18 protein-coding genes are annotated in these 17,272 nt (G+C 65.0%); 13 read left to right on the top strand and 5 right to left on the bottom strand.

Annotated features, from left to right (window positions below; all coding sequences use genetic code 11):
- Nucleotides 1-75: 75 nt before the first annotated feature.
- Nucleotides 76-2,208 carry a methionine--tRNA ligase gene (gene metG, locus EA473_RS01255; protein WP_124193842.1) on the top strand — a complete coding sequence of 711 codons (2,133 nt, stop codon included), beginning with the start codon at nucleotides 76-78 and terminating at the stop codon, nucleotides 2,206-2,208.
- A 91-nt stretch (nucleotides 2,209-2,299) separates the two neighbouring features.
- On the opposite strand, the gene EA473_RS01250 is transcribed toward metG, so the two are convergent.
- Nucleotides 2,300-4,558 carry a serine hydrolase gene (locus EA473_RS01250; RefSeq protein ID WP_124193841.1) on the bottom strand — a complete coding sequence of 753 codons (2,259 nt, stop codon included), beginning with the start codon at nucleotides 4,556-4,558 and terminating at the stop codon, nucleotides 2,300-2,302.
- Nucleotides 4,559-4,732: 174 nt separating this feature from the next.
- Between EA473_RS01250 and EA473_RS01245 the strand changes: the two genes are divergently transcribed.
- Nucleotides 4,733-5,794, top strand: a complete 1,062-nt coding sequence (locus tag EA473_RS01245; RefSeq protein ID WP_124193840.1) for a winged helix-turn-helix domain-containing protein — start codon at nucleotides 4,733-4,735, stop codon at nucleotides 5,792-5,794.
- Between the two features lie 23 nt (nucleotides 5,795-5,817).
- On the opposite strand, the gene EA473_RS01240 is transcribed toward EA473_RS01245, so the two are convergent.
- Nucleotides 5,818-6,105 (bottom strand): GYD domain-containing protein, encoded by a 288-nt coding sequence (locus tag EA473_RS01240; protein WP_124193839.1) that lies wholly within the window; start codon nucleotides 6,103-6,105, stop codon nucleotides 5,818-5,820.
- A gap of 128 nt (nucleotides 6,106-6,233) precedes the next feature.
- Between EA473_RS01240 and pyk the strand changes: the two genes are divergently transcribed.
- The 5 genes from pyk to EA473_RS01215 all read left to right on the top strand — a co-directional run bounded on the left by pyk (nucleotide 6,234) and on the right by EA473_RS01215 (nucleotide 11,127).
- Nucleotides 6,234-7,982, top strand: a complete 1,749-nt coding sequence (gene pyk, locus EA473_RS01235; protein ID WP_124193838.1) for a pyruvate kinase — start codon at nucleotides 6,234-6,236, stop codon at nucleotides 7,980-7,982.
- A gap of 51 nt (nucleotides 7,983-8,033) precedes the next feature.
- A complete protein-coding gene (locus EA473_RS01230) occupies nucleotides 8,034-8,408 on the top strand; it encodes a DUF7312 domain-containing protein (RefSeq protein WP_124193837.1) in 375 nt (124 codons plus the stop codon).
- A 115-nt stretch (nucleotides 8,409-8,523) separates the two neighbouring features.
- Complete coding sequence (locus EA473_RS01225; RefSeq protein WP_124193836.1) at nucleotides 8,524-9,234, top strand: hypothetical protein; 711 nt, start codon at nucleotides 8,524-8,526, stop codon at nucleotides 9,232-9,234.
- 106 nt (nucleotides 9,235-9,340) lie between these two features.
- Complete coding sequence (locus EA473_RS01220) at nucleotides 9,341-10,144, top strand: shikimate dehydrogenase (protein WP_124194074.1); 804 nt, start codon at nucleotides 9,341-9,343, stop codon at nucleotides 10,142-10,144.
- Between the two features lie 293 nt (nucleotides 10,145-10,437).
- The gene (locus tag EA473_RS01215; RefSeq protein WP_124193835.1) at nucleotides 10,438-11,127 is read left to right on the top strand and encodes a helix-hairpin-helix domain-containing protein; all 690 of its coding nucleotides are present in this window, start codon (nucleotides 10,438-10,440) and stop codon (nucleotides 11,125-11,127) included.
- A gap of 207 nt (nucleotides 11,128-11,334) precedes the next feature.
- On the opposite strand, the gene EA473_RS01210 is transcribed toward EA473_RS01215, so the two are convergent.
- A complete protein-coding gene (locus tag EA473_RS01210) occupies nucleotides 11,335-11,601 on the bottom strand; it encodes an HAH_0734 family protein (RefSeq protein WP_124193834.1) in 267 nt (88 codons plus the stop codon).
- Between the two features lie 192 nt (nucleotides 11,602-11,793).
- On the opposite strand from EA473_RS01210, the gene EA473_RS01205 reads away from it, so the two are divergent.
- The 5 genes from EA473_RS01205 to EA473_RS01185 are packed head-to-tail and all read left to right on the top strand — an operon-like array spanning nucleotide 11,794 to nucleotide 14,037.
- A complete protein-coding gene (locus tag EA473_RS01205; protein WP_124193833.1) occupies nucleotides 11,794-12,075 on the top strand; it encodes a 50S ribosomal protein L44e in 282 nt (93 codons plus the stop codon).
- Between the two features lie 5 nt (nucleotides 12,076-12,080).
- Nucleotides 12,081-12,254 (top strand): 30S ribosomal protein S27e, encoded by a 174-nt coding sequence (locus tag EA473_RS01200; RefSeq protein ID WP_124193832.1) that lies wholly within the window; start codon nucleotides 12,081-12,083, stop codon nucleotides 12,252-12,254.
- Entirely contained in the window at nucleotides 12,251-13,051 is an 801-nt protein-coding gene (locus tag EA473_RS01195; protein WP_124193831.1) for a translation initiation factor IF-2 subunit alpha, read from the top strand. Before EA473_RS01200 ends, EA473_RS01195 begins: the two co-directional genes overlap by 4 nt.
- Before the next feature lie 23 nt (nucleotides 13,052-13,074).
- Nucleotides 13,075-13,254 carry an RNA-protein complex protein Nop10 gene (locus EA473_RS01190; protein WP_124193830.1) on the top strand — a complete coding sequence of 60 codons (180 nt, stop codon included), beginning with the start codon at nucleotides 13,075-13,077 and terminating at the stop codon, nucleotides 13,252-13,254.
- Between the two features lie 6 nt (nucleotides 13,255-13,260).
- Nucleotides 13,261-14,037, top strand: coding sequence for a proteasome assembly chaperone family protein (locus EA473_RS01185; protein ID WP_124193829.1), 777 nt, complete (start codon nucleotides 13,261-13,263; stop codon nucleotides 14,035-14,037).
- A gap of 134 nt (nucleotides 14,038-14,171) precedes the next feature.
- Here EA473_RS01185 and EA473_RS01180 read toward each other — a convergent pair whose 3' ends face one another.
- Nucleotides 14,172-14,951 carry a DUF7839 domain-containing protein gene (locus EA473_RS01180; RefSeq protein ID WP_124193828.1) on the bottom strand — a complete coding sequence of 260 codons (780 nt, stop codon included), beginning with the start codon at nucleotides 14,949-14,951 and terminating at the stop codon, nucleotides 14,172-14,174.
- 236 nt (nucleotides 14,952-15,187) lie between these two features.
- Here EA473_RS01180 and EA473_RS01175 point away from each other — a divergent pair, with 236 nt between their 5' ends.
- Complete coding sequence (locus EA473_RS01175) at nucleotides 15,188-16,432, top strand: digeranylgeranylglycerophospholipid reductase (RefSeq protein WP_124193827.1); 1,245 nt, start codon at nucleotides 15,188-15,190, stop codon at nucleotides 16,430-16,432.
- Here EA473_RS01175 and EA473_RS01170 read toward each other — a convergent pair.
- Nucleotides 16,429-17,025, bottom strand: coding sequence for a cysteine hydrolase family protein (locus tag EA473_RS01170; protein ID WP_124193826.1), 597 nt, complete (start codon nucleotides 17,023-17,025; stop codon nucleotides 16,429-16,431). The two genes, EA473_RS01175 and EA473_RS01170, sit on opposite strands and share 4 nt — an antisense overlap.
- Nucleotides 17,026-17,272 lie beyond the last annotated feature (247 nt).

Raw genomic sequence — 17,272 nt, 5'->3', positions numbered from 1 at the left:
AACCCGTTCGATCACACCGTTCCCGTGCGATCGAAAACCGGCGGGTTTTACGCCCGCCAGCGAGAGAGTACGGATATGAGCACCGACGAGTTTCCGACGGACCGCCCCGCGGTCGTGACCTGTGGGTTGCCCTACGCCAACGGCGACCTCCACATCGGTCACCTCCGGGGGTACATCGGCGCGGACGCGTTCAGCCGGGCGCTCGAGACGCTCGGACAGGAGACGGCGTACGTTTGTGGCTCGGACATGCACGGCACCCCGGTCGCCGTCAACGCCGAACAGGAAGGCGTCGATCCCGCGGAGTTCGCACTCGACTGGCACCGCCAGTACGAGGAGACGTTCCCCCAGTTCAACGTCGAGTTCGACAACTACGGCCACACTCACGACGAGACCAACACGGAGCTAACCCAGGATATCGTCCGGACGTTAGACGAGGAGGGATACGTCTACGAAAAGGAGATCCAGGTCGCGTACGATCCCGACGCCGACCAGTACCTCCCCGACCGCTACGTCGAGGGGACCTGCCCCTACTGCGGCGAAAAGGCCCGCGGCGACGAGTGCGACGAGGGCTGTCAGCGCCACCTGGAGCCCGGCGAGGTCGAGGATCCGGTGAGTTCGATCACGGGTAATCCGGCCGAGTACCGCGAGCGAGCCCACAAGTTCTTCGAGGTTTCCGCGTTCGAAGAGTATCTCACCGACTTTCTCGACGGCCTCGAGGGGACTTCGAACGCGCGAAATCAACCGCGACAGTGGATCGAAGACGGCCTACAGGACTGGTGTATCACCCGTGATATGGACTGGGGAATCGATTACCCCGGCGACGCAGGCGGTGACACCGAGGAAACCCTCGTCCTCTACGTCTGGGTGGACGCCCCCATCGAGTACATCTCCTCGACGAAGCAGTATACGGAGCGAGTGGGGGCCGACGAGTACGACTGGGAACGGGTCTGGACGGAAGAGGGCGAGATCGTCCACGTCATCGGTCGGGACATCATCCAGCACCACACCATCTTCTGGCCCGCCATGCTCGAGGGAGCGGGCTACAACGCCCCGCGAGCCGTCGCCGCGACGGGCTTTATCACGATCAACGGCAAGGGGCTCTCGACGAGCCGGAACCGCGCGATCTGGGCGAACGAGTACCTCGAGGAGGGCTTTCACCCCGACCTGCTGCGGTACTACCTGACGACGACCGGGGGCCTCCAGCAGGACGTCGACTTCTCGTGGGACGCCTTCCAGGAGAAGGTCAACGGCGAACTCGTCGGCACCGTCGGTAACTTCTGGTACCGCTCCCTGCTGTTTGCCTACCGGAACTACGAGGGAACGCCCGAGGAAGACGTCTCCGAGGAGGTGCACGAGCGTATCGAGGGTGCCATCGGTGACGTCCGCGAGAGCGTCAACGAGTACGATCTCCGGGGCATCGGTCAGGCCGCAACCCGACTCGCACAGTTCGGCAACGAGTACATCCAGCGAAACGAGCCCTGGAAGCTCACCGACGACGACCCCGAGCGAGCCGCACAGGTCATCCGCGACTGCGTCCAGATCGCAAAGGCCGTCGCCGTCTTGCTCGAGCCGATCACTCCCGACAAGTCCCAGCGGCTGTGGGAACAGATCGGCGAGGAGGGCGACGTCGCGAACGTCCACCTGGAGGACGCCCTCGAAGCGCCGCCGCGAAACTTCGGGGAGCCCGGCGAACTCTTCGAGAAGATCGAAGACGACCGCGTCGCCGAACTGAACGAAAAACTCGCAGAGCGCGTCGCGGCGGCGGGCGACGGCGAATCGGATGCGGGTGAGGAGGAAACCGAAAGCGACGACACCGATGCGGACGAAACCGCGACCATGACGGAGTCGGAATCCGAACCGGAGACGGACGACCTCGAGCCGTTGCTCGAGGAGCGCATCGGTTTCGAGGAGTTCCAGGACGTAGACATCCGCGTCGGGCGGATCGAAACCGCGGACGGAATCGAGGGCGCGGACGACCTCGCACGCCTCGAGGTCGACATCGGCTTCGAGACGCGCCAGGTCGTCGCGGGAATCAAGCAACTCCACGACCTCGAGACGCTGCCGGGTGAGAAGTGTATCCTGCTCGCGAACATGGAACCCGCCGAGTTGTTCGGCGTCGAGTCCAACGGGATGATCCTCGCGGCGGGCGAGGAAGCCGACCTGCTGACGACCCACGGCGACGCCACGGTCGGCGAGAAAGTGAAGTAGAGCGCGGCCGTCCGCTCGAGTCGCGATTGCGGTGTCCGATTTCTCGGCAACTCGAAATTCGACTCGCGAGAGCAACGACAGCCGGATCCGGTCAGAACGGGACCCGCAGGAAGTTCCAGTACGAAAGCAGCCAGCAGAACCCGATCGCGCTCGCGACGACGATCGTGTAGTGGATCCGCGAGAGCCGTCCCCAGTAGCCCTCTCGCCAGGCGACGACGGCGTAGCCGGCGGCCGCGAGCGTTCCGGCAGCGCCGAGAAGCGCGAGCACCGAGATGAACTCGTACGCGAGCGGCGGTCGGCTCAGTAACGTGTACGGGTAGAGAACCAGAAGCACCAGCAGACCGACGACGAAGCCGAACAGAGAGACGATCGAACCGCCGGCGAGCCACCGCGCACGCGATGGTCCCGTCGCCGGGACCACCGACGAGACCAGCCGGGAGTCGTCGGAATCGACGGTTTCGTCGGTCGATGCCGTCTCCCCTCCGGAAGCTACGGTCTGTCGATCCGTCTCCGTCCCGTTCTCGAGGGAGTCCGCGGCTTGCTCGCTCGAGTCGGCTGCGCTCTCCCTCGAGTCCGGCGTCGCTCCGGCCGGGGAACCGTCCGAATCGTCCTCGGCTCCGGCCGTCTCCGTCGATTCCTGGCCGGCGTCCTCGCTCGAGTCGCTTCCACCGAACCGTCGCCACCCCCACGCGAGGGGCCAGACGGCGAGTCCGGAGACCATGCCGAGCGTCGTCGCGCTCGCGACGCCGCCGTGGAACGCGAGCGATTCGTGACGCGAAATCCGCTCGTACGCGTGGAAGCCGAGAAAGAGGTGCGTGATCTCGCCGTCGACCTCCCGGAACGCCAGCGTGTCGGTCCCGTCGACGTCCTCGAAGACGAGGGGATCTCGCTCGACCCATCGCTCCGGCCCGCCGCCGAAGTCGGTGACGAGGTAGCCGTCGTCGTCGACGGAGACGTCGACCGTCCCCGCCTGAAGCGTCGACGAGAGCCGTGCGTGGCTCGATTCCGCGATCCGAACGCCGCGGTAGGTCCCCTCGAGCGCTCCCGCTCGTTCGGGCGGTCCGTCCGGCGTGACGTCGCCGTTCGACCCCGCTCCCGATTCGTCGGCCCGTTCGGGGGCGTACTCGTCGAAGAACGCCTCGAGGAACTCGGCGTTCGCGGACATGCCGGTGTTGGTGTTGGCCACGAAGAACACGCCGAGATCGTACTCGGGAACGAAAACGAGGTAGCTGACGAACGATCCGGGGATCGCGCCGTCGTGTTCGAGCGTCCGAACGCCGTTTCGCTCGTTTTCGACCAGCCCGAACGCGCTTCCATCGAGGGCGTCGTGGTGTGAGAACCACTGCTCGTGCATTGTAGCGACCGACTCCGACTCGAGGATCCGGTCGCCGTCGGTGGGTTCGCCCTCACCGAGGGCTCCGCCCTCGAGGTGGGCGCGAACGAATCGGGCCATATCGGCCGCGGTCGCCGTCGCCCCGCCTGCTGGGCCGATCTCCACGAACAGCTCCGGAACCGCCTGAACGTTGCCGCCGAACGCGGTGTATCCGCTCGAGCGGTCCGCGTCGTAGCCGCCGGGAACCGGCTGTTCGAACGTGGCCGTCTCCATTCCGAGCGGGTCGAAGACGCGTTCCTCGACGTACTCTTCGAAACTCGTGTCGGCGACGTCGGCGACCACCTGCCCCGCGAGCGCCGTCCCGTAGTTCGAGTACGACGCGACCTCGCCCGGCGGTCGGACCCGTTCGGGCTGTTCGTCCGCCAGAACGTCGGGCAACGGACGCACGTCGTCGGCATCCGTAACCCACGTTCCGCGAAACCGTTCCTCGAAGCCGGCGGTGTGGGTCGCGAGGTGCGAGACGGTGATCGGCTCGTCGTACGTTTCGGGAATCGAGACGGACTCGAGGTACGTTCGAACGTCCTCGTCCGGATCGATTCGGCCGTCTTCGATCAGTTGCATCAGCACGGTCCAGACGATCGGTTTCGAGACCGACGCGAGCCGAAACCCCGTCCCTTCTGGATCGACGAGCGTTCCCTCGTCGGCGTCGGCCTCGCCGTATCCCGCCAGGTGCTCGGTCGACCCGTCGTGGACGACCGCGACCGACGCGCCGACGACGTCGTGGGTCTCGAGGAGCTCGCCCATCCGCTCGTCGACGAACGATTCGAGCCCCTCGAGGTCGATATCGGGCGGGGGCGACGCGTCGATTCTGCCGGTCTCCGTGCCGGCGGCGTTCGTCTCGGCCGGTCGTGTGGCTGGCTCGGTCCGTCCGCCCGCAGGAAGGCCGCCGGCCAGCGTCGCGGTTCCGAGGAGGGCAGATCCGGCGAGGAGCCGTCGTCGGGAGAGTCCGTTAGACATCGATAGTGGTTATCGATTCTCGAGGGGACGACATATGTATTTGGAGCAATGATTTTCTCCCGACCGGAACCGATCGACGGTCAGTGATACGGTTTACTGTAAGTCATTGCCGGCGCACCCGCGACCCGGGCGGCGGGTGCGCCGGTACACAGTTACAGTAATCCGTATGAGACGATGTCGAAGCCAGATGGAGCGTCCGACCGGAGCGCGACCGACCGGCCCGCCGAGCCGTTCAAATCCCTCGGAAACGAGACGCGCCTCGAGATCCTTCGCGTCCTGTACGAACGAACCCGTGGCTCCGGCTCCTGGGAGTCAGCGGTTTCGTACTCGGATCTCCGCGAGGCCGTCGGCGTTCGTGACAAGGGCAACTTTAACTACCACTTGCGCCAACTCGACGGCCAGTTCGTCGAGGACGCCGACGGAACGGGAGACGATTCCGGCGGGTATCAGCTGACGTTCGCCGGGTTCGAGATCGCCACGGTGATCGACATGGACGCCTGGCGCTCTCACGAGCCCCGCGGTCCGGTGGCACTCGAAATCGGGGCGGACGGTGGAGTCGACAGAGCGGATGAGGGCGAAACGGACGACGATAGCATCGACGGGGGTGGCGAAACCGAAGGAGACGACAGCGGGGTCGACGGCGGGGGAGCCACCGACGAGCACGAACCCGAACCGCTTACGGCGGTCTACGAGGACAGCGTCGTGGAGCTTCGACGCGGGGACGACACGCTGTACGCTCACGCGCTCCGGCCGGCCGGCGCGGCCGACCGGGGGATGGAGATGGACGCGTTACTCGAGGTCGCTTCGACCCTGTGGCGACAGACGATCGAGTCCATCCTCGAGGGGATCTGTCCGTACTGTCACGCCACGGCCGAGCGATCGCTCGAGCCCGAAGACGTGGGACACTGGACGCACTCGTTTACTGCAAGCTGTTCGAACTGCGGATCGCTGGGTGGCTCACACGTCGGCGTCGTCCTCCTGGTGCATCCGGCCGCCGTCTCGTTTTGCTGGGATCACAGCATCGACGTCACCGATCGGCGGTTCTGGACGCTGCCGTTCGTCGACGACGGGATCGTCACCGTCGCCGACGAGGAGCCACGGCGTCTCCGTCTCGCCGTCGAACTCGACGGCGACCGCCTCGAGGCGCTGGTGGACGATTCGGTAACCGTCACCGACACCGTTCGTCACGGAGCGGCTAACGAACGGCGTGGGGGCGCGGGCGGGATGGGGCGTTAAGTCCGTGGCGGAGTCGGCGGCTCTCAGATCTCGTCGACCAGTTGCGAGAACTCGTCCGTATCGACGATCGCCATCGTCTGGCCCTCGAGGCCGTGGCGACGAAGCGTCAGCGCGGACTTGAACGCGGCCTCGCGGTCGTCGGCCTCGAAGACGATGAGGAAGTCGTGCTCGCCGAGGATCGCGTAGGACTCCTTGAGGGTCGCGCTGTGCTGGTCGAACTCGGTCCTGATTTCTCCCCAGATTGACGCCAGTTCCTGAGCGTTCTGGACGTTCCGGTCGTCGATCGTGATGAGGGAGGCATATGTTGGCATAAATCCAGTGGACGGGAGACGGACGGAAAACGGTTGGCGTGGCAGGGGAATGGGAGCGGGAACCGCCCGAAAACGGGTCCGATACCGAGTAAGTCACCTTTTTGCCCGTGCTCGCGCTACCCCGACCCATGAGAAACGCAAAGATCGTCTGTACGCTGGGTCCGGCGTCGAACGATCGGCGGACGATACGGGAACTCGCGGACGCCGGGATGTCCGTCGCGCGTCTGAACGCGAGCCACGGCAGCCCGGCGGACAGGGCCGAACTCGTCGACCGGGTCCGTGCCGTCGACGAAAATCGGGACGATCCCGTCGCCGTCATGCTCGACCTCCAGGGGCCGGAGATCCGGACGGCACCGCTTCCGGACGGTGAGACGGTCACGGTCGAAACCGGAAGTCGGGTCCGGTTCGTCGAGGACGATACGGTAACCGGGGAGACGATCGGCGTCTCGTTGCCGATCGGCCCGGTCGAGGAAGGCGACCGTATCCTCCTCGACGACGGGCTCATCGAAACGACCGTCCTCGAGCACGAGGGAGATGCGGTCCGGGCGCGCGTCGAAACCGGCGGCGAACTCGGGAGTCGAAAGGGAGTCAACGTGCCGGGAGTCGACCTCGATCTGGACATCGTCACCGAGAAAGACCGCGAGGACCTCGAGTTGGCCGTCGAGAAGGACGCAGACTTCGTCGCCGCGAGTTTCGTTCGCGACGCGGAGGACGTCTACGAAGTCAGTGAAGTTCTGGAAGAACTCGGCGCGGAGATTCCGATCGTCTCGAAGATCGAACGCGCCGGTGCCGTCGAGAATCTGGACGAAATCATCGAAGCCTCCTACGGAATCATGGTCGCTCGCGGCGACCTCGGCGTCGAGTGTCCGATGGAGGACGTTCCCATGATCCAGAAACGGATCATCCGGAAGTGTCGCGGGGCCGGATTGCCGGTCATCACGGCGACGGAGATGCTCGACTCGATGGTACACGCCCGCCGACCCACCCGTGCGGAGGCGTCGGACGTGGCGAACGCCGTCCTCGACGGCACGGACGCGGTCATGCTGTCGGCCGAGACCGCGATCGGCGACCACCCCGTCGCCGTCGTCGACGCGATGGACAGCATCGTCAGCGAGGTCGAACACTCCGAGGAGTACGACGAACTACTCGAGCAACGGGTGCCGACGGCGGGGGAAGCGCGAACGGACGCGCTCGCCCGCTCGGCACGCTTTCTGGCTCGAGACATCGGGGCGGACGCGATCGTCGCGGCGACCGAGTCCGGCTACACCGCGTTGAAGACGGCGAAGTACCGACCGGGCGTCCCGGTGGTCGCCTCGACGCAGAGTCACGAGATCAGGCGACGGCTCGCCCTCTCGTGGGGTGTGACGCCGCTTTACGCCCGGGTCTCCGACCAGGGGGCCGACGCCGTCGTGGAAAAGGCCGTCCAGTCGGCGCTCGATGCGGGGGTCGCCGAGAGCGGCGACACCGTCGTCGTCCTCTGCGGAATGATGACCGAACTCGAGGGAGCGAACACGACGAACATGCTGAAGGTCCACGTCGCCGCGGAGGCGTTGACGACCGGTCGCGTCGTCGTCGACGGGCGTGCGACCGGCCCCCTCGCAGTGTCGACGGACGGCGACCTCGCAGACGTTCCCGACGGTGCGATCCTCGTGCTTCCCGCGGAGTTCGACGCGGAGTTCGACGGCGACCTCGAAAAACTCGCCGGCATCGTCGACGCCCAACGGGGAATGACGGGATATCCGGCGCTCGTCGCGCGGGAGATGGGAATTCCGATGATAAGCGGTGCGGACGTTTCGCCCGCCGCTGACGGGACTGCGGTAACCCTCGACGCCGAACGAGGCGTCGTCTACGGCGGCGATATCGGCGATCGACGGTGACGGCGGGGACGTGACCGCGGTTTTTTGAGCGCTGATCCACTACGCACTCGCATGGCAGACGACGCGTCCGGAACGGACGACGACGCGGGAACGCGAGAACCCGTCCGATCGCCGGACGTCTCCAGTGACGAGACCGGTACCGACCCCCGAAGCGAACGCGATTCGATCGGATTGGGCGCTGGGTCGACCGACGGCGCCGGCGAAGCCGACGCCGACCGGGAGCGTATCCCGATCGACCTCTCCGGAGACCGGTACCCGGACCCGGACGAATCCGACGACGACGCCGACGACGATCGCTACGTTCCAGAACCCAGTTCGACCCCGATCGAGACTGGCGATCCCTCGCTCGAGAACGCCCTGTTCGTCGTGTTGGGTGCGGTGGCGATGATCCTCGTCATCGTTCGCGTGATCTCCCTTCCGTTCTAATTTTTCCGAACGTGTCGTCTTTCGGCCCGTCTGGATTCCGTCGCTCGACGTTCGAGGGTCGTCCGTTCGGTCGACACAGCTATACGCACGCCGTGTGATATGTTGGGACGAAAGCATGAGTACGGTCCAGTCGGTTCTCGATCGACGCGCCGACGGGATTCCCTACGAGGACCTCGCTCTGGCCTTCCGCGAGTTCGACCGCTGGACCGGCGACGACCCGCGGCTGCTCGTCGCCGAAGCCGCGGCTGCGACGACAGGGCAGCGGTTCGTCGGCGGAATCGAGCCCGCCGTTTCCCGCTTTCGCGAGACGTTCGTCGAGACCGGACGGATCGATTCGTTCGCCGACGTCGCGGCGCTCGACATCGCAGACGAGGACCTGGTGTCGGCGCTGGGCGCACGTCGAAAGCGCCACGTTTTGCTCGAGGTCGCGTCCGTCCTCTCGAATCGGCCGGAAGACGACGACCTCGCCGCCCTTCGGGGTTGGGCCGCCGAGGCGGATCAGTACCGACACGAGGAGGACCCCGTTGGATCGATCTCCGGCGTCGGCCCCTCGAGCTTTCAGTTGCTCAGACAGCTTGCGGGCGTCGACGCGGTGACGCCCGACCGGACGGTCGTTCGACTCCTCGAAGCGATCGGATCGGAACTCGAGACGTCGCCGCTCGAGACGGCTACCGACCGCCTGACGATCGCCTCCTGTGAGTGGCTGGCCCTCGAGTCGACGTATCGCCCCCTCGAGATCGATCGCATCGCCTGGTGGACGTTCACCGACGAGGACGAGCGGCGGGCGGAACTCGACGCGAGCGGTCTCGTCGGCGTTCTTCCCTGACCGGACTGCCGTTCCGATGTGCCGGCCCGACCCCGGACGGTCACCGGTGTACTCGCCGAAGTCAAACCGATTATAGTCGTGCCGTCCGGAGGAGCAGACGATGGCTATGGACGTCTTCGGTCTGATCGGAAACCCCGTCGGTCACTCGCTGTCGCCGCCGATGCACGAGGCGGCCTACGACGAACTGGGACTCGAGGCGCGGTACGTGACGTTCGAACCGGACCCAGACGACGTCGGGCGGGCGATCGACGGCGCGGACGCACTCGGCGTCACCGGGTTGAACGTGACGATTCCGTTCAAACGGGACGCACTCGAGATCGTCGAACCGGACGAGTTGGCCGCCCGAATCGGCGCGGTCAACACGATCGATTTCACGGGGCCGGACGCGCCGACGGGACACAACACCGATGCGGCGGGCGTCCTGCGCGCGCTCCGCGACCACGACGTCTCTCTCGAGGACGCACGCGCGGTTGTCGTCGGCGCAGGAGGTGCCGGACGGGCGGTCGCCTTCGGCCTCGCCGACGCGGGAGCGACCGTCTCGATCGCCAACCGAACCGAATCGAGCGCTCACGACCTCGCGGCGGAGGTTCCCGGAGCGACGGGGTACGGACTCGACGCGCTCGAGACGTTGCTCGCCGACGCCGACGTGCTGGTCAACGCGACGAGCGTCGGGATGGAAGAGGACGCGACGCCGGTTCCGGCCGACGCCCTTCACGGCGACCTCGCCGTACTGGACGCGGTCTACCGTCCCCTCGAGACCCGATTACTACGCGACGCCGCGGACGCCGGGGCGACGACGGTCGACGGCGCGTGGATGTTACTCTACCAGGGGGTCGAGGCGTTCGAACTCTGGACGGGCGAGGTCGCGCCGGTCGACGCGATGAACGAGGCGCTTCGATCCCGGCTGTAGCCGAGCTGTGGTCCTCGCGGAGCGACCGTGGAGTAATGCGGTTTGCGATAGTAACAACTGGAACAATTTATACTGTCAGACAGAACTATTTGAAGATCGGGCGCGCTACTGCGGCCGTCCCCAAGGGTGACGGCCGCGAATCCGCGACCGACTTCGCACTGACTTCTGTCCGACAGTATTACACACCCATCGCACAGCAGTCGTGCAATCAGTTGTCCAGTGACGTTCGGTTGCTACTACAACGTGTATCGTATTGGACGAATTTAAGTGCAAGAGACGTGTATCTCGGAACAATGGGAATCCTCCAAACGTTGAAATCACTGCTGGGGCTCGGGGATTCGAACGCCGGGCAACAGGACACCCGAGAGGTCGGGGTAACGGTCGAACGCGAGCGCTCGAGTGGGGACGAGAGATCGGAGGGGGCCGCTCTCGAGGAGTCGGCGTCGGCCGACGAAGAACCCGCCGCTGCGGGCACCACAGCGTCGGGATCGACCGACTCGATGGTCGATCCGCCGGACGAACCCGACGAGGCGGCGGAGCCAGCCGAAGCGGCCGGGCCAACGGAGACCGACGCATCGCCCACCGAAGGGAAGACACCGGACGAGGAGCCGTCACCACCGGACTCTGACACGACGATGGTCTCGCCGGAATCGTCTCCGGCCTCGAGCGACGAGAGCAGTGACTCGCGTGCGGACGACGAGTCGGATGCCGACGACGAGCACGAGTTGGAGACGGTCGACGACGAATCGGGTGCCGACGACGAATCCGAAGCGGAGACAGCCGACGACGAAAACGGAGACGCGCAGGCCGATCCCGTCGATTCGATCAAAGGGATCGGCCCCGCCTACGCCGATCGTCTCGCCGGAGCCGACGTCGAAACCGTCGCGGATCTCGCCGGAGCCGACCCGGCGGACCTATCAGAGCGCACCGACATCTCCGAAAAACGACTCCAGGGGTGGATCGACCGGGCGAAAGTCCGGTGACGACGGGGCCAGACGGTCGCTGTACTGAATCACTCCGAACCGTATCAGACGGTTTGGTTGTCGCGTTTTACCGGTGATCGCCCGGGCGGGATCGGCGAACTGGTCACAAACGACAACGGCCCTATCATGCGGATTGCTGTCACTGTGTACCGGGGCGACCGGGCGCAGTCCTGCGGTCGCTTCGGTAACGACGTACAGTAAACCGTATCAGAGCGTAAGGTCGGCTTTCGCTCGCAGGACGTCGACCTCCTCGGCGCCGACGTGGTCGACCTCGAGGAAGTGCGGAATGTAATCCCGGCGTTCGTACGCCTCGTACTCCGACTCCTCGCCGACGGTACACCACAACTGGACCTCCTCGGGTCCGTTCCACTCGCCGTTTCGATTGATGCCGAAACAGACCACCTCCTCGTCGTCGTACTCGATGATCGCGCCCGCCCGGATGCCGGGGTCCCCGTAGATGATGAGCTGCTTCATACGCCTGGGTTCACACGAGAGTGGATTAAACGCTTCGAACGCCCTGGCGGTATCGGCCCCTCGGGACCCACGGGTGCCCGGACGGAGTTCCCTCCAGGGCCCACGAGTTCGTTTCCGGTCGACCGTCGGGGACGGCGACGAACCAAACGGGTTTTAAACGGCGCTATCTTAGCCCTCCGCAAGTGAGATAATATGCAGATGCCACGCCGCTTCAATACGTACTGTCCGCACTGTCACGAACACCACGAACACGAAGTCGAGAAGGTCCGAACGGGCCGCTCCTCGGGTATGAAATGGGACGCTCGCCGAACCCGACGGAACACGGCCGTCATCGGCAACGCCGGTCGCTTCTCGAAGGTCCCCGGTGGCGACAAGCCGACCAAGAAAACCGACCTCAAGTACCGCTGCAGCGAGTGTGGCAAGGCCCACCTCCGCGAGGGATGGCGAACCGGCCGACTCGAGTTCCAGGAGTGATTTCAATGGCAGGAAACTTCTACAGCGTCCGTTGCGGTGACTGCGAGAACGAACAGACCGTCTTCGGCAAGGCCTCGACGGAGGTCGCCTGCGCCGTCTGCGGAACGACGCTTGCGCGACCGACCGGCGGCAAAGCCGAGATCGAACACGAGATCCTCGAGACCGTCGAGTCACGATGAAATACAGCGGCTGGCCCGATCCCGGCGAACTCGTCGTCGGCAAGATCGACGAGATCGAGGACTTCGGCGTCTTCGTCGATCTCGAGGAGTACGAAGACAAACGTGGTCTGATCCACATCTCCGAAGTCGCGAGCGGCTGGATCAAGAACGTCCGCGATCACGTCCGTGAGGGCCAGATCGCCGTCTGCAAGGTGTTAGACGTCGATGAAAGCCACGAACAGATCGACCTCTCGCTCAAAGACGTCAACGACCACCAGCGCTCGGAGAAGATCCAGCAGTGGAAAAACGAGCAAAAGGCCGACAACTGGATGGATCTTGCCGTCGGCGAGGAGATCGACGACGAAGACTACACCGCGATCGCAAACGAACTGATCGGCGTACACGGAAGTCTCTACGACGGCTTCAAGCAGTCCGCGATCCACGGCGAGGAGGCGCTTTCGGACACCAACCTCTCGGACGACGAGATCGACGCGATCGTCGAAACCGCCCGCGAGAACGTCTCAGTGCCGTACGTCAACGTCACGGGCTACGTCGACCTCGAGAACCCCTCCCCGTCCGGCGTCGACGGCATCCGCGAGGCACTCGAGGCTGCGGAAGGAAACGGCGACATCCCCGACGAAGTCGACCTCGAGGTCAGCTACGTCGGCGCGCCCGAGTACCGGATCAAGGTCAAAGCACCGAACTACAAGACCGCCGAAGCCCAGTTAGAGGAGAGCGCCCGGCGAGCGGTCGTCGCCATCGAAGGTCACGACGGCGACGGCGAGTTCCACCGCGAACGACGAACCGACGACGAGTAACGTCCGACATCGACTCTCGAGCAATGAAATCCGACATCCGGGTGTGTTCGGCATGGCGCGAGCATCACGACCGCCCGGTCTACAGTCTTTCTTCGGAGTGTCCGGACTGCGGTAGCGAGACCGAAAACAGCGCTCCGGCCCCGTTCGACCCGAACGATCCGTACGGCGAGTACCGACGCGCTCTTAAACGTCGCAGTCGCTGATACGGTATGGACGAACTCGAGATCGACGTAGTCGCCGAGGTCGACCTGGACGACCCCGTACTCATCGAAGGACTACCGGGTGTCGGCCACGTCGGAAAACTCGCGGTCGATCACGTCCTCGAGGAACTCGAGGCCGAGAGCGCGCTCGTTCGTCGCGTCTATTCCCGGGAATTTCCGCCGCAGGTGAGCATCGAGGAGGGCGTCTCCGAACTAACCTGTACGGAGATATACGCCGTTTCCGTCCCCGAGGGGCGCGATCTGCTCCTGTTGACGGGCGACCACCAGGCGCAGACGAACGGCGGACACTACGTGTTGACCGACGCCTTTCTCGACATCGCCGAGGAGTTCGGCGCATCGGAGTTGTACGCTCTGGGGGGCGTCCCGACCGGGGAACTGATCGACGAGTACGCCGTCGTCGGCGCGGTCAACCACGAGTCGCTCCTCGAACCGCTCGAGGACGCCGGCGTCGAGTTCCGCGAGGACGAACCGGCCGGCGGCATCGTCGGCGTCTCCGGACTCCTGCTCGGACTCGGCGAACGTCGCGGCTTCGACGCGGCCTGCCTGATGGGCGAGACCAGCGGCTATCTCGTCGACCCGAAAAGCGCCCGCGCGGTACTCGAGGTACTCGAGGCGCTCCTCGAGTTCGAACTCGACTACGAGTCACTCGACGAACGCGCCGGCGAGATGGAAGACGTCATCGGCAAGATCCAGGAGATGGAACAGCAACAACAGCAACAGCAGATGGACGTGCCGACCGACGACGACCTGCGGTACATCGGGTAAAAAGCACTTTCAGTTCGACGTTTTCCCCGGCATTCCTGCGCCCTTTTCCGCTCGGTTGGCGTCCGTCGGGTAGTTCACATCGAACCGCTACGGTCCAGTAGACAGCGGCCGCCCTGCCGAACTCCGAGTTCGGCCTACCCCTCGAGTACTTCGTAGGGGACGTCGGCGTCGCGAAGCACGTCGGTGACGCGCCCGACGGCGTCGGTCGTGACGACCGCGGTCACCTCGAGACCGTGTTCGGCGGCGTCGGCGGCGACTTCTCCGACGGCGAATCTGACGTCGGGTTCCGTCTCGGCCCGCCTGCAGGCGACGATTGCCTCGACGCCCGTCGCGGCGACGAGGTCCGCGCCGGAACAGGCCTCCGCGACGACGTCGTCGGCGATCGCCCGACTGCCGCCGGTTCGAACGCTTGGCACCTGGAAAACGGTGACCGTTCCCGGCTCGAGTTCCATGACGCCCTCGAAGCTGGTGACGCCGACGTCGGTGCCGGCCTCGGCGTCCGTCGTCGCGATCCCCGTCGCGGGCCCCGCTTCGCCGGGTGTCGCGTGCAGGAGTCCGTTCTCGACGGAGAGCGAGACGGTCTCTCCCTCCTCGAGATCGTCGGTCGCGATGTAGGCGTCCTCGCTCATCGCGTCGAGGACGTCACCGGTGACGTGATCGGCGAACCGGCGGACGTCGTCGGCGGCCCGAAAGAGCCAGTCGACGCCCTCTCGAGTGACGCGGTATCGCGACCGCCCTTCCTTCTCGACGAGCCCCTCGTCGACGAGTTCGCGGATGTACTCGCTGACCGCCTGGCTCGTGACGCCGACTTCCTCGGCGATCTCCCCCTGGCTGACGGCGGGCTGGCGCTCGGCGATCTGGACGAGAATCCGAAATCGCGTCGCAGCCCGCTTGTTGTCGAGGACGTCGACCATACCCCCACGTTTTCACGACGGGGGCAAAAAGGTATCCGGTCGAACGCGCCCCGGCGGAAGGCAACGCAAAGAATCATGGGTCGGCCGGCCGTTCGATCCGATATCGCGCGGCCGAGGGTGTGCTCGGTTGGTTGGGTCTGGGACAGGGCGGAAACAACGCGACACGTGTAAGAATAGTATCCAATTCGCGACGACGACTGAACAAACTCATTAGGGTTCGATACAGTCTCGAGTTTATGAACGACCGCTACGACGTGGTGATCGCCGGGGCGGGGCCGGCAGGTGCCCAGTGTGCGCGTGACCTCGCGGCTAGAGGGTACGACGTCGTCGTCCTCGAGACGGAGTCCGAAGACGAGTTCCCGCGACAGAGCAACAAATCGACCGCAGGGACGTTCCCGTCGATGATGGCTTCGTTCGGGATTCCCGACGACGTCGTCATGCAGTACACGGACAGCGTCGTCCTCGAGTCGCCGACCGACTACTACGTGCGCGAACAGCCGGGTGCGGTACTCGAGTTCGCCGATTTCAAACGGTTTCTGGTCGCGGACGGGACGGAAGACGGCGCGGAGTATCGGTTCGATTCGCGCGTGACCGCGCCGATCACCGAGGGTGGCGAGATCGTCGGCGTCAGGTACAACGGCGACGAGGAAGTGTACGGCGAGATCGTTATCGACGCGACGGGGCCGGCCGCTCCGCTGGCGAAGAAACTCGGCGTCGTCGATCTGAAACGCGAAAATCACGCCATCGGCATCGAGTACGAGTTCGAAGGGATCGACATCGACCGGCCGGGATTCGCCGATCTGCGCGATGCGATGATGCTTCGGCTGGACCACGAAATCGCACCCGGCGGCTACTCGTGGATCTTCCATACGGGAGAAGACACCGCCAAGGTCGGCCTCTGTTACATTCAAAACGACATCCACACGCGATACGCCCGCGAGAGTTTCACCATCGACGACTACCTCGAGCACTGGCTCGAGACCGATCCCCGACTCCGGGACGCACGGCGACTCGAGGGGAAACAACACCGCGGTTCGGCACACATCCAGTTACCGGGACGGATGCACACCGACCGATTCATGGCCATCGGCGACACCGTCCCGACGGTCGACCCGCTCTGGGGCGAAGGGATCAACAAGTGTATGCAGTCGGGTCGGATGGCGGCCGCGGCGGCCGACAGCTGTCTGAAACACGGTGATCTCGAGCCGACCGCCGAGAATCTCGAGGTGTACGACACCCTCTGGCATCGCGAGGTCGCGCCGAACGTCAAAAAGCGGCTGTGGATGACGAAGCTCCTCTACCTCGCGGAGAACGACCGGTACGACCGGCTCATGCAGGATCTGAACCGCGCTGACGACGACACGCTGGCGAAGGCCAACCGGGGCGATTTCCTCTCCATCGCGAAAATTCTCGAGTTGGGCGATCTGCCGTTGCTTTCGCGTCTCGCCCGCTGGGAACTCGGACTGGGCGGATTGGATTAACCTCCGTTCGGTTGCGTATCGAGGATCTCGGCCGCCCGCTTGATCGTCGCGAACTCCCCCTCGAGCTGGGCGAGTGCCGTTCGGTGGATCGTCTCGGCGTCGAACCGTTCCCCGTCGTAGCGTCGGTCGAACGTCGCGGTCGCGTCGGCGACGACGATCACGTCGAACCCCCGGTTCTCCGCCATGCGGGCGGTCGTCGAGACGCAGTGGTCGGTCGTCAACCCCACGAGAACCACCGTTTCGTAGTTTCGATCGCGGAGCCACGCCTCGAGGTCGGTGTCGACGAACGCGCCGTTGACCGACTTGACGAACACCGGTTCGTCCTCGAGCGGTTCGAACTCCGATTTGAACGCGAATCCAGGTCTGTCGCTTCGAAGCGGCGATCCCGGCTCTGTCGAGTCGTGGCGGACGTGGACGACGGGTCGATCGGTTTCACGCCAGCGCGAGAGTACCGTCGCGGCCCGCCGCTCGGCGTCAGGGTTGTTTCGCGTCCCCCACGACTGATCGTCGAACCCACACTGGAAGTCGATCAGGACCAATGCGGCGGTTTCGAGCCTCGGATCCGGATCGAAACCGGTCTTCACTCCGGTCATCGCTCTCGAGAAGGGCGAGCCATCCGATCGCGCCCCTTCACCGAACCCACCTTCGGGGCGTTCGTGGGGAGAACCCACCGACGTGGACGCTTACGATCGAATACTGCGTAGTGTCCGGGGCCAGTCATTGCGTGTTAGTTGCTATTCGAACCGGGGTATGATTAGGTTTTCTTTGCAGTTGCCTTTCGCCGCCGAGGGCTCGAGACGAAGGTGTCCGGTCAGGGGGATATACTGTCAGACAGAACTA

It is taken from the genome of Natrarchaeobius chitinivorans, assembly GCF_003841505.1.
Lineage (GTDB): Archaea > Halobacteriota > Halobacteria > Halobacteriales > Natrialbaceae > Natrarchaeobius > Natrarchaeobius chitinivorans.
This window is presented reverse-complemented; position numbering and strand designations above follow the sequence as displayed.